This window comes from Brucella pituitosa (assembly GCF_003049685.1).
GTDB classification, from domain to species: Bacteria; Pseudomonadota; Alphaproteobacteria; order Rhizobiales; family Rhizobiaceae; genus Brucella; species Brucella pituitosa.
This window is the reverse complement of record NZ_PYSY02000001.1, coordinates 2,469,237-2,480,755: the sequence shown is the minus strand read 5'-3', so window position 1 is coordinate 2,480,755 and position 11,519 is coordinate 2,469,237. Positions and strand designations below refer to the sequence as shown.

The window sequence follows — 11,519 nt, the reverse complement described above, 5'->3', positions numbered from 1 at the left end:
GCAACAACAGGGAGACTTGCCCGATGGGAATTTTCGATTTCGTGAAGTCGGTCGGAACCAAGCTTGGTTTCGGTGAAAATGAGCCCAAAGCTGATGATCTCAAGAAAGAACTCGACTCGCATAATCTCGGCACCGATGGTGTGCAGGTTAGCGTTCAGGGCGACAAGGCTGTTCTGACCGGTAACGTGAAGGATCAGTCAGCTTTGGAAAAAGCGATCATCGCTGTCGGCAACTCGCTTGGTGTTTCCAAGGTGGAAGCCTCGGAACTGAAAGTCGATGGTGCCGGAACGACGGGTGCTGAGCCTGTCTTCTATACGGTCAAGAAGGGCGACAATCTCTGGAAAATCGCCGAAGCCCAGTATGGCAAAGGCAAGGGCGCAAAGAACGACATCATCTTTGAAGCCAACAAACCGATGCTAACGCATCCGGACAAAATCTATCCGGGTCAGGTGCTGCGCATTCCGCCGCTGTAAGGCTAAAGACACAAAGAAAAGGCCGGTGTAAAACCGGCCTTTTTCATTTCATATCTTTCTGAGTGCCACTTCTTCGATCAGATGATCACTGCCTTTGCGCAGGATGATATCGGCGCGGGGGCGGGTTGGAAGAATGTTCTCACGCAGGTTCTTCATGTTGATATTATTCCAAAGGCCTTCGCCAATGGAACGGGCAGCATCTTCTGAAAGCTGCGAATAGCGATGGAAGAACGACTGCGGATTAACGAAAGCCGTCTCACGCAGCCGCATGAAGCGGTCGATATACCATTTGTGGATCAGCTCCGGCTCCGCATCGATATAGATAGAGAAGTCGAAGAAGTCGGACACGAAGGGCACCATCTTGCCGTCTTCCGGCAGATCACGCACCTGCAGCACATTGATGCCTTCAAAGATCAGAATGTCGGGCTTATCGACAATCTGATATTCGCCGGCAGCACGTCGTAGCTTAAATGCGAATAAAGCGGTGCCTGCACCTGGCTCATGCCTGCCTTGATCGCCGACAAAAAGCGCAAGACCGCACCAACATCATAGCTTTCAGGAAAGCCCTTGCGCTCCATCATATTCTGATCGCGCAGAACCGCATTGGGATAGAGGAAACCATCCGTCGTCACCAGATCGACCTTCGGGCTTGAAGGCCAGCGGGCAAGCAATTCTTTCAGAATACGCGCAGTCGTGGATTTGCCTACCGCCACCGAACCTGCAACACCGATGATGAAGGGCGTCTTGAAGCTTTCCTCCATATTGAGGAACTGCTGGCGCTGGCGGAACAGAAGCTGGCTGGCTTCCACATGCGCATAGAGCAGGCGGGACAGCGACAGATAAATGCGCCGCACCTCATCCAGATCAATCGGATCGCCCAGCGAGCGCAGCCGTTTGACTTCTTCGTAAGTCAGGGTGGGGCGTATCAGCACGAAAGCCTGCCCACTCTTCCGCCGAAAAGAAACGGTAAGGCGAGTAACGCGACGGCGTTAGCTGGTCCACTTTTTCCCACATATTGTCGCTGCTCTCCCTCAACGCCAATTCACGTATATCTTGTTTGATCTGCATTCAGAGCATTTCCATTTTAAAGCAGAGAAAATGCTCTGATCACTTATTCTCACGCATGTCTTTATCCAAAAACCGGTTCCCACTTTTTGGAGACATGCTTTACGCTTTCGGACGACCGGCCTTTTCCTCAAGGCCAGTCTGCGCCGTGCGGCGTTGCAACTCTGCAAGAACTTCATCAAGCGGCACATCAGCAATCTTGAGAACCACCAGCAGATGATAAAGCAGATCAGCGCTTTCCGTGACCACTTCCGCGCGATCACCGCTAACTGCGGCAATCACCGTTTCGACGGCTTCTTCACCAAGCTTTTGGCGGCCCGCGTCTGGCCTTGGCAAAGAGACTAGCTGTATAGGACGATCCATCCGTCGAAGTTGCACGTTCCGCAACGATGCGTTCAAGGTCGGAAAGTGTGAACTCAGTCATAGGATTTCCTTAAATCTTGCTCTTTAACGGACCGGATCAAGCCGCATCGGAATGCCAGCTTCGGCCATGTAGCGCTTGGCTTCGCCAATCGTATAGGTGCCGAAGTGAAAGATCGATGCTGCAAGAACTGCCGTTGCATGACCTTCGCGGATACCGTCGACCATGTGATCGAGATTGCCAACGCCACCCGATGCGATCACCGGAACGCGCACGCTGTCAGCAACAGCGCGCGTCAGGGCCACATCGTAACCCGCCTTGGTGCCATCACGATCCATCGAGGTCAGCAGGATTTCACCCGCACCAAGGCTCACCACCTTCTGCGCAAATTCCACCGCATCAATGCCAGTCGTCTGGCGTCCACCATGGGTAAAGATTTCCCAGCGGTCGCTCTCGCCAGCTCCTGAAACCTTCTTGGCGTCGATGGCCACAACGATGCACTGATCGCCAAACTTGTCGGCGGCTTCCGCGACAAATTCCGGGTTCTTCACCGCAGCCGTATTGATCGAAACCTTATCGGCACCGGCCAGCAGCAGCTTGCGAATGTCAGCGACCTGACGCACGCCACCGCCGACAGTCAACGGCATGAAGCACTGTTCCGCTGTACGGGCGATGACATCGAAAATTGTCTCGCGATTGTCCGAAGACGCCGTGATGTCGAGGAAGCACAATTCGTCTGCGCCTGCCGCATCATAGGCACGCGCTGCTTCCACCGGATCACCGGCATCAATCAGATCGACAAAGTTCACGCCTTTAACGACGCGACCGTCTTTAACGTCAAGGCAGGGAATGACGCGTGCTTTAAGTGTCATGCTGCGGCCCTCAACAGGGATAAAGCTTCTGCGGGATCGATGCGACCGTCATAAAGCGCACGACCGGAAATCGCACCTTCGAGCTTTCGGGCATCAGGTGCGGCAAGACGCTTAATGTCATCCATCGAGGCGAGGCCGCCCGATGCAATCACCGGAATGGAAACGCTGTCCGCGAGGCCAAGTGTCGAATCCCAGTTGATACCAGCCAAAACGCCATCGCGATCAATGTCGGTGTAGATGATGGCGGCTACACCCGCACCTTCAAATTTTTTCGCGAGTTCCACCACGCCAAGCTCGGAAGCCTCAGCCCAGCCTTCAACAGCGACATAGCCGCCCTTGGCATCAATGCCGACTGCAACCTGTCCCGGAAACTCCTTACAGGCTTCAATCACCAGCGCCGGATCGCGCACGGCAACAGTGCCTAGGATCACGCGGCGCAGACCTTGGAAAGCCAGCTTTCGATATGGGCAAGCGTGCGGATACCGCCGCCAAGCTGAACCGGATTTTTGGTCGCTTTCAGAATGGCTTCAACAGCCTTGCCGTTGACGCTTTCGCCAGCAAAAGCACCGTTGAGATCGACCACATGCAGCCATTCAAAGCCCTGATCCTCAAAAGCTTTGGCCTGTGCTGCGGGGTCTTCATTGTAAACGGTCGCCTGATCCATGTCGCCAAGCTTCAGGCGCACGCATTGACCGTCTTTCAAATCGATGGCGGGAAAAAGGATCATATCTTCAAGGCTTCCATTTCAGGAAATTAGCAATGAGCGAAAGGCCAAGCAGCTGGCTCTTTTCAGGATGGAACTGCGTGCCGATCATGTTGTCGCGACCGACCGTTGCGGTGACATCGCCGCCGTAATCGGTGACGGCCAGAACGTCCGCTTTGTTCTTCGCGTCGAACATATAGGAATGCACGAAATAGGCATGCAAGCCGTTCTCGCCGGTAGCGATTCCGTCAAAGACAGGATGCGAATGTTTCACGTGAATCCTGTTCCAGCCAATCTGCGGAATCTTGAGCGTCGGGTCGGTCGGCGTCATTTCACGCACATCGCCTTCGATCCAGCCAAGGCCTTCTGTCACTTGCTTTTCAAGGCCGCGTTCCGACATGAGCTGCATGCCCACGCAGATGCCAAGGAAAGGATGGGCTTTTTTCAGAACCACATCTTCCAGTGCTTCCACCATGCCAGAAACCGCATGAAGGCCGCGACGGCAATCGGCATAAGCGCCAACGCCCGGTAGCACAATGCGATCCGCGCTCGCCACGCGATCGGCATCCGCAGTCAATTCGATTTCAGCTTTCACACCGCTCTCATGGGCGGCACGCTCAAAGGCCTTGGTGGCCGAGCGAAGATTGCCGGAACCATAGTCGATAATTGCAACACGCATTTTCAGTTTTCTCCGCGATGACCGACAAATCCGATCGTCGAGCCAAATGAGGAATAGGTGGGACGAGGCGCCTGCTGCGCCCATTCAGGAGCTGGCGCCTCGGCAAGGAATGTCGCTGGCTTTGCCGCTTCTTCGAGACTGTAGAAGTAGCGGATCTCCGCTTCTTCCAGATCGGAAGCATCAACAACTGCTTTTTCGGCATAGCCCTGACGTTTGAGTTTCGCGATCTTCCAGTTGGCGCCTTCCAGCGCCACAAACAGCGAAAACAGCAACGTGATTAGCGGCACAGCATTGGAAATGTCCAATGCACTACCTGCCACACCCAGCAGGATCGTCACACCGAGAACGGCAATGGCTTCAAACCAAAGCCGTTGCAACAAAAGCCAGACTACCGGCAGGATCAGCGCCAATGTGTAGAATCCGTCGCGCACGAAAACCGCTTTTTCGGAACTCTGAGTTCCGGCTGGTTCGAGAACGACGAATTGCGCCATTGGTTTACCCCTTCAGCGACCCCTTGGTCGATGGAATTGCATCCTTCTGGCGCGGATCGGTTTCGAGCGCTGTGCGCAGAACCGGGCCACGGCCTTGAAGATCGACTCTGCAATATGGTGATTGTTGGCACCATAGTGATTGTTGATATGCAGCGTAATGCCTGCATTCATCGCAAATGCCTGGAAGAACTCGCGCACCAGTTCAGTATCGAAGGTGCCGATTTTGGCAGTCGTGAAATTCACGTTCCAGACCAGAAAGGCACGGCCCGAAACATCAATCGCCGCACCCGTCAGCGTGTCGTCCATAGCCAGATCCATCGACGCATAGCGCACGATGCCGCGACGCTCACCAAGCGCTTTTGCAACAGCCTGACCGAGCGCAATGCCGGTATCTTCCACAGTGTGGTGATCATCGATATGCAGGTCACCCTTGGCCATCACACGCATGTCGATGAGCGAATGTCGGGAAAGCTGCTCCAGCATATGATCGAAGAAGCCGACACCTGTTGTAATGTCGAACTTGCCGTTGCCGTCCAGATCGACCGAAACGGCAATGCTCGTTTCTTTCGTTGAACGTTCGATGCTTGCTTTGCGGGCGCTTTCAGCCGTCATTGCATTTCCTCAGTTGAAATCTTTTCGCGTTCTAGAACAGCTGACCGCTTTTGCCAATGCTTTTAGAACTGCTCCCAATAATCTGACTTTGTTTGCGCGCATTTTACCCAAAACCGTTTCACACTTTTGAATGCGCCCCAGCAGCGCATTTTACCCAAAAACCGTTTCACACTTTTTGGAATGCGCTTTTCCCAGCAGCGCATTTTACCCAAAAACCGTTTCACACTTTTTGGAATGCGCTTTTCCCAGCAGCGCATTTTATCCAAAAACCGTTTCACACTTTTTGGAATGCGCTGTCAGCCATTTGCATTTTGCCAGACGGTTCTTAAATATTCACAACGAAACCCGATTCAGTTAGCTCTAGAGCCGACAAACCGAGCTTCGCCCACATCAGGGGCTTATGCGTTTGCCAGATGGAAGCGTATAGGCCGCCAAAGGAGTGATCCATGATCGAACATAATCCCACGACAATTTACGGCACGACCATCGTTACCGTTCGCAAGGGCGGCAAGGTGGTGATCGCCGGTGACGGGCAGGTTTCGCTCGGCAACACCGTCATGAAGGGCAATGCGCGCAAAGTGCGCCGCATCGGCAAAGGCAATGTCATTGCCGGTTTCGCCGGTGCGACTGCAGATGCCTTCACGCTGCTCGAGCGCCTTGAAGCCAAGCTTGAACAATATCCGGACCAGCTGATGCGCGCCTCCGTCGAGCTCGCCAAGGACTGGCGCACCGACCGTTATCTGCGCAAGCTGGAAGCCATGATGCTCGTTGCCGACAGCAAGGTGACGCTGGCACTCACTGGCACTGGCGACGTGCTTGAACCCGAACATGGCGTCATGGCCATCGGGTCAGGCAATTACGCGCTGGCCGCAGCCCGCGCGCTGATCGATACCGATAAGGATGCCGAGGAAATTGCCCGCAAGGCGATGGAGATTGCAGCCGATATCTGCATCTACACCAATCACAGCATTCTTGTTGAAAGCCTCGACGCCGAATGAGCTCAATAGCGCAAGCCTCAACTTCCAAAACACAACGTTGGGGCTTAGGTGCTCTGATCGTCCTTGCCATTCTCGCTATACAAGCCTCCTGGCTTTATATCGACGGACGGATTCCCATGTGCGAATGCGGCACCATAAAATTATGGTCCGGTTCGCTGATGACCGAAAACTCGCAGCATATATCCGACTGGTATACGCTCTCGCACATCATTCATGGATTTCTGTTCTACTGGCTTCTGACAGTCATCGCGCCAAAGGCTCCGCTGGGCTTGAGACTTGCCATGGCAGTCGGCGTTGAAGCCGTCTGGGAACTGGTCGAAAACTCGAATTTCATCATCGAACGCTATCGCGCCAATACGTCCTCAGTGGATTATTTCGGCGACAGTATCGTGAATTCGATTGCCGATACCATTGCCGCCCTGATCGGCTTTTTGCTTGCTGCAAAACTGCCAACAAAAATCACCGTCGCTCTAGCGCTGTTCTTCGAAGTTCTTGCGCTGATTATCATCCGCGACAACCTTACGCTCAACGTGATCATGCTGCTGCATCCGTTCGAGTTCATCAAGCAGTGGCAAACCGGGTTATAATCATGAGTAATTTTTCTCCCGTGAAATCGTCTCCGAGCTTGACCGCTTCATCATCGGCCAGAACGACGCCAAGCGCGCCGTGGCTATCGCTCTGCGCAATCGCTGGCGTCGCCAGCAGCTGGAAGGCCAGATGCGCGAAGAGGTCATGCCAAAAAACATTCTGATGATCGGACCAACCGGCGTTGGCAAGACGGAAATCTCCCGTCGTCTGGCCAAGCTTGCAGGCGCGCCTTTCATCAAGGTTGAGGCCACCAAGTTTACCGAAGTGGGCTATGTTGGCCGCGACGTCGAACAGATCATCCGTGATCTGGTGGAAGCGGCCATCGGTCTCGTGCGTGAAAAGAAGCGCGACGAGGTGAAGGCCAAGGCACATATCAATGCCGAGGAACGCGTGCTCGACGGCCTTGTCGGCAAGACCGCAAGCCCCGCCACCCGCGAAAGCTTCCGCAAGAAGCTGCGTGAAGGCGAGCTGGACGACAAGGAAATCGAAATCGAAGTTGCCGATACGGGTGCTGGTCAGAATTTCGAAATCCCCGGCATGCCCGGTGCCAATATCGGCATGATCAATATCGGCGATATTTTCGGCAAGGCCATGGGCGGGCGCACCAAGACGCGCAAGACCACGGTCAAGGAATCCTATGCGATCCTGATCAATGACGAATCCGACAAGCTTCTCGATCAGGATCAGCTCATTCAGGAAGCCCTGCGTTCGACCGAAAATGACGGTATCGTTTTCCTGGACGAAATCGACAAGATCGCTTCGCGCGAAGGCGGGATGGGAGCAGGCGTATCACGCGAAGGCGTACAGCGCGATCTGCTGCCGCTCGTTGAAGGCACGACCGTTGCGACCAAATATGGCCCGGTGAAAACCGATCATATCCTGTTCATCGCATCAGGTGCTTTCCACGTTTCCAAGCCTTCCGACCTTCTGCCGGAGCTTCAGGGCCGCTTGCCGATCCGTGTGGAATTGAACGCGCTGACACGTGAAGATTTCCGCCGGATTCTCACTGAAACCGAAGTGAGCCTGATCAAGCAATATATTGCCCTGATGGCGACGGAAGAAGTGAAGCTCGATATCACCGATGACGCGATTGATGCTTTGGCCGATATTGCTGTCGATCTCAACTCAACGGTCGAGAATATCGGTGCGCGTCGCTTGCAGACGGTGATGGAACGGGTTCTGGACGACATTTCCTATAATGCGCCCGATAAATCCGGCTCTGCATTCAAGGTGGATGGCGATTATGTCCGCAAAACCATTGGCGATCTTGCCAAGAATACGGACCTGTCGCGCTTTATCCTTTAAGCGATGAACGTGACCAGAAAGTCACGCTTCGGTCCCATAATCCAGAAACACAAAAATCCCTCGACTTCATCGAGGGGTTTTTATTTTGCGCCAGCTTTACATGCTACTGCATAGTTTGAACTGATAGAACGACCTTTGTGCGCCCACTGGGGCGCACGGCGCTCTATAACCATATTGGGGCCGTTACCGCGCAATGACCAGCCGAATGAACCGTATTGCAGGCATCTGCCTTGCCATCGCTTTCTCCTGCCAAAGCGCCTTTGCAGCCGTTAGCGTGCCGCCGGGAAACCGCAATGACGAACAACCGCCCATTCCTGGTGCTTCAGCCAAGCGCACAAAAGAGCTGAGCACGACTTACGAAGCCAAGTATCGCAAGATTTATAATCTTCTGAAAAAGGACGCTTCGCTGCGCTCGAAAATCAAATCGACCGCTTCGGCTTACGGCATTGATCCGATCCATATTGTCGGCGCAATCGTTGGCGAACACACCTACAATGTCGATGTCTATGACCGGCTGCAGACCTATTACGTCAAGGCTATGTCCTATGTGAACCAGGGCGTGAGTTTTGGTTACGATGGCGAAAGCATCGGTCAGTTCGTGAAGCGCCCGGAGTTTTCGGAGTGCCTCAAGTTCAAGGACAGCTATTCGCTGGGGTTGCCGTGAGACGATCTGGAACAAGCAGTTCCGCGGAAAATCCGTGAGCGGCAAGACCTATCCGAACAATCGTTTCAGCGCCGTCTTCTTCCAGCCATTCTATGCAGGACAGACATTCGGCCTTGGTCAGATCAATCCGCTGACCGCATTGCAGATGTCCGACATGGTCAATCGTGTATCCGGCCTGCCGAAGCTCAACGCCGAGAACGGAAATGTGGTTTACAAAACCATCATGGACCCCGATCTCACGCTGCCATATATCGCGGCAACGCTGAAGCAATCGATCACAGCCTATCGCCAGATTGCCGATTTCGACATTTCGAAAAACCCCGGCCTGACCGCAACCCTTTATAATACTGGCGGTGCGGAAGCCCGCGCCCGTGCACTTGCCAATGAAAATGCCCAGCGCAAGGCATCCGGGCAGGCACCATTGATGCCGCAGGAAAACTACTATGGCTGGCTGGTCAACACCAAGCTCGATGAGTTGAAGGCGCTGTTTTAGAGCGAGAGGCTTCAGGTAAACATCGTTAAGTCGCAATCCCGGAAGCGGGTCTGCTCGGCCTGTTTATCAGACCAAGCAACCGCTTCTTTATTTTCGGATTAAGCTGCCGTTCGATCACCACATGATAGAGAATGGAAAACACGATCAGCCCGATTACTGTCAGGGTAATGGCACTGAACGGTGACATTGTGCCCAGAAGACCAGTTATTGCTATATAGCCAACATTCTGATGAATGAGGTAAAGCGCGTAAGTAGCGCCTCCCGAAATGCTCAAGGCGCGCCAGTAGCGTTTACTGATGTTCATTCTCATCAACATCAAGAATGCAATGATCGATAGCAGAATAATTATTGTAATCACCACCGGCGAAAATGTGACGGAATAAGCCTGTTCACCCCATGCTATCGCAGCAAGTGACGTGTATATCGAATAGGCAGTGGCCACCCGAAAAGTGCAATCGCATAAAAGAAATTGTCGGCTCAACCAGTTGAGCACAATCCCCATTGCAAAGAAGCCACTATGTTCGGTGATAAACAGATTCTGTAAATGCTCCGAGCCAACATAAAACTCATTCAAAAATGAGAGCGCCAGCCAGAATGGAACGATCCTGAGCAGGTTTCGGAATTGGCCGAGTGCAATAATGATAAAAATCCAGCCATAGAAAATGACTTCAAGCACGATCGACCAATATGCTCCATCAACAAGCGGTTCGCCCAACAATTTGGAAAAGATGAACAGATTGGCCACATATTGCTTGGCGCTGACCTGAAATAGCGGATTGACGAGAGCAATATAACCACAGCTGTCGTGCTCATGAGAATCACGAAGGTTGGATATATTCGCGCAAATCTCGACACTAAAAAATCGAGCGGTTTCTGCCCTTCAGCGGAGTATGCAATCACGAAGCCGCTGATGATGAAGAACAGGCTGACGCCGAGATAGCCGTAACGGGCAATACTCTTCACGAAGTCCGAAATGTCGAGCGCAGGCAATTCCCCTGCAGCTTCACCCCGAAATGCAAAGTGGTAAAACACAACCGCCAGGGCTGAAATGATGCGGAGAATATCGAGACCATAGATGTGTCTGGATTGTCCTGGATGCGTCATTGGAGCCGTGAGCCCCGCGATAAACGAGCAACAGCCTTCACCACAATCATCAAGAGAACCCCCATTCCCCAGCAACTTTCGCTGGCAGTGGGGTATAAAGTGTGCGGGTATAATTTCTCTTAATGTTGCTCTTAACGTTGCAGGCTTAAAGCCCCGGCGGCGCTTGCGTGCCGCCTCAATTTCTTCCGTCAGATGCTTGATCGTCTCGCGATCAATGATGCGGATGTTGCGGGCAAGCAGATTGGCCAGTTCTGTCGCCTGTGGAGAAAGACCGGACGTGTCGATCACCACGCGGGGATGCGAAACCGCCGCCAGATTTTGCAGCTCCTCGGCCTCGTCCCAGATAATATTGAAATAAGTGATGATGCGTTGCAGCAGATCCCAGGTTGGCTGGCCGCGTCGCCCATGCTCAAGCGCCGAAAGATAGGCAGGCGAAACGCGTAAGGCTGCAGCCATCTCCTTTTTGCGTCACATTGCGCTCTTCACGCAATTCACGCAGGCGTTTGCCAAAGGGGGGTCATCGGATCAGACCTCCATTCTGCGTTTGCTTGCGCAGGCGCACGTAAAGCGCGCCATGACCGCCATGATGATGGGCCGCATCTTCAAAAGCGCTCACCAGAAGCCGGAACAAGGGCGTCGAGAACCAGTGCGGCACCGCCTGTTTCAGCACGCCTTCGCTGCCAAATGAGCGGCCTTTGCCGGTAATCACCATCACATGCTTGAGCCCACGTGCATGTGCGCTCAGCAAAAAGCCATAAAGCAGCTCATAGGCATCGTTCTGCGTAAGCCCATGCAGATCGATACGCGCTTCGATATCCACGCGTCCCTTGGAAATCTTGCGGTGCGTTGGCCGATCAAAGCTATGGATCGGCATTTCCTTGAGAGAAGTAAGCTTTTTTGGCGTCGCTGGCTCGCTGGAAGGCGCGGGCGCTTTTTGCGAAGGTTTTTTATCAGCCTCCTGCGCCATCACCGCTTTGAAATCCGGAAACTCTTCCTCTACAGAGGGCTTTTTGCCAGCCAGCGGCTTGGCCGTTTTGGCCACCGTTTCCCAGAGAATACGGTCTTCTGGCCGAAGATAGTCTTTCGCAGATTTTTGGCTCTTATCGGTCAT

Annotated in this window: 10 protein-coding genes and 6 pseudogenes; 5 read left to right on the top strand and 11 right to left on the bottom strand. The window is 53.5% G+C overall.

Features of this window, described 5'->3' with window-relative positions; all coding sequences use genetic code 11:
- The first annotated feature begins 23 nt into the window (after window positions 1-23).
- Entirely contained in the window at window positions 24-473 is a 450-nt protein-coding gene (gene lysM / locus C9380_RS12235; protein WP_128092759.1) for a peptidoglycan-binding protein LysM, read from the top strand.
- A 48-nt stretch (window positions 474-521) separates the two neighbouring features.
- Here lysM and coaA read toward each other — a convergent pair.
- The 7 genes and pseudogenes from coaA to hisB form a co-directional block, all read right to left on the bottom strand.
- A pseudogene (gene coaA / locus C9380_RS12230) lies at window positions 522-1,487 on the bottom strand (type I pantothenate kinase).
- A gap of 153 nt (window positions 1,488-1,640) precedes the next feature.
- Window positions 1,641-1,962, bottom strand: a pseudogene (locus C9380_RS12225) (phosphoribosyl-ATP diphosphatase).
- A gap of 23 nt (window positions 1,963-1,985) precedes the next feature.
- The gene (hisF, locus tag C9380_RS12220) at window positions 1,986-2,771 is read right to left on the bottom strand and encodes an imidazole glycerol phosphate synthase subunit HisF (RefSeq protein ID WP_105705585.1); all 786 of its coding nucleotides are present in this window, start codon (window positions 2,769-2,771) and stop codon (window positions 1,986-1,988) included.
- Window positions 2,768-3,498 (bottom strand): annotated as a pseudogene (gene hisA, locus C9380_RS12215) (1-(5-phosphoribosyl)-5-[(5-phosphoribosylamino)methylideneamino]imidazole-4-carboxamide isomerase). The gene hisF and the pseudogene hisA overlap by 4 nt, the downstream one beginning before the upstream one ends.
- A 4-nt stretch (window positions 3,499-3,502) precedes the next feature.
- Window positions 3,503-4,153 carry an imidazole glycerol phosphate synthase subunit HisH gene (gene hisH, locus C9380_RS12210; protein WP_128092758.1) on the bottom strand — a complete coding sequence of 217 codons (651 nt, stop codon included), beginning with the start codon at window positions 4,151-4,153 and terminating at the stop codon, window positions 3,503-3,505.
- A gap of 2 nt (window positions 4,154-4,155) precedes the next feature.
- Window positions 4,156-4,644 (bottom strand): DUF2628 domain-containing protein, encoded by a 489-nt coding sequence (locus C9380_RS12205; protein ID WP_128092757.1) that lies wholly within the window; start codon window positions 4,642-4,644, stop codon window positions 4,156-4,158.
- Between the two features lie 4 nt (window positions 4,645-4,648).
- Window positions 4,649-5,256 (bottom strand): annotated as a pseudogene (gene hisB, locus C9380_RS12200) (imidazoleglycerol-phosphate dehydratase HisB).
- Between the two features lie 446 nt (window positions 5,257-5,702).
- Here hisB and hslV point away from each other — a divergent pair.
- From hslV to C9380_RS12180, 4 genes and pseudogenes are all read left to right on the top strand, one after another.
- The gene (gene hslV / locus C9380_RS12195; RefSeq protein ID WP_128093604.1) at window positions 5,703-6,254 is read left to right on the top strand and encodes an ATP-dependent protease subunit HslV; all 552 of its coding nucleotides are present in this window, start codon (window positions 5,703-5,705) and stop codon (window positions 6,252-6,254) included.
- Window positions 6,251-6,841, top strand: coding sequence for a DUF2585 domain-containing protein (locus tag C9380_RS12190; protein ID WP_094540893.1), 591 nt, complete (start codon window positions 6,251-6,253; stop codon window positions 6,839-6,841). The genes hslV and C9380_RS12190 overlap by 4 nt, the downstream gene beginning before the upstream one ends.
- Window positions 6,842-6,866: 25 nt before the next feature.
- Window positions 6,867-8,147: an ATP-dependent protease ATPase subunit HslU gene (gene hslU, locus C9380_RS12185; protein ID WP_128093603.1), complete on the top strand. Its 1,281-nt coding sequence runs from the start codon at window positions 6,867-6,869 to the stop codon at window positions 8,145-8,147.
- Between the two features lie 193 nt (window positions 8,148-8,340).
- Window positions 8,341-9,304 (top strand): annotated as a pseudogene (locus C9380_RS12180) (DUF1402 family protein).
- A 25-nt stretch (window positions 9,305-9,329) separates the two neighbouring features.
- Here C9380_RS12180 and C9380_RS12175 read toward each other — a convergent pair.
- The 4 genes and pseudogenes from C9380_RS12175 to C9380_RS12160 form a co-directional block, all read right to left on the bottom strand.
- Window positions 9,330-9,608, bottom strand: coding sequence for a hypothetical protein (locus C9380_RS12175; protein ID WP_128093602.1), 279 nt, complete (start codon window positions 9,606-9,608; stop codon window positions 9,330-9,332).
- Between the two features lie 266 nt (window positions 9,609-9,874).
- Complete coding sequence (locus tag C9380_RS12170) at window positions 9,875-10,408, bottom strand: acyltransferase family protein (protein WP_128093665.1); 534 nt, start codon at window positions 10,406-10,408, stop codon at window positions 9,875-9,877.
- A gap of 144 nt (window positions 10,409-10,552) precedes the next feature.
- Window positions 10,553-10,907, bottom strand: a pseudogene (locus C9380_RS12165) (helix-turn-helix domain-containing protein); the annotation flags it as partial.
- Between the two features lie 18 nt (window positions 10,908-10,925).
- Window positions 10,926-11,519 carry a Smr/MutS family protein gene (locus tag C9380_RS12160; RefSeq protein ID WP_128093601.1) on the bottom strand — a complete coding sequence of 198 codons (594 nt, stop codon included), beginning with the start codon at window positions 11,517-11,519 and terminating at the stop codon, window positions 10,926-10,928.

Coding starts and splice junctions, on each gene's coding strand:
- C9380_RS12190 (WP_094540893.1), top strand. CDS start 6,251: ATGAGCTCAATAGCGCAAGCCTCAACTTCCAAAACACAACGTTGGGGC.
- hslV (WP_128093604.1), top strand. CDS start 5,703: ATGATCGAACATAATCCCACGACAATTTACGGCACGACCATCGTTACC.
- C9380_RS12175 (WP_128093602.1), bottom strand. CDS start 9,608: ATGAACATCAGTAAACGCTACTGGCGCGCCTTGAGCATTTCGGGAGGC.
- C9380_RS12205 (WP_128092757.1), bottom strand. CDS start 4,644: ATGGCGCAATTCGTCGTTCTCGAACCAGCCGGAACTCAGAGTTCCGAA.
- C9380_RS12170 (WP_128093665.1), bottom strand. CDS start 10,408: ATGACGCATCCAGGACAATCCAGACACATCTATGGTCTCGATATTCTC.
- C9380_RS12160 (WP_128093601.1), bottom strand. CDS start 11,519: ATGACCGATAAGAGCCAAAAATCTGCGAAAGACTATCTTCGGCCAGAA.
- hisF (WP_105705585.1), bottom strand. CDS start 2,771: ATGACACTTAAAGCACGCGTCATTCCCTGCCTTGACGTTAAAGACGGT.
- lysM (WP_128092759.1), top strand. CDS start 24: ATGGGAATTTTCGATTTCGTGAAGTCGGTCGGAACCAAGCTTGGTTTC.
- hisH (WP_128092758.1), bottom strand. CDS start 4,153: ATGCGTGTTGCAATTATCGACTATGGTTCCGGCAATCTTCGCTCGGCC.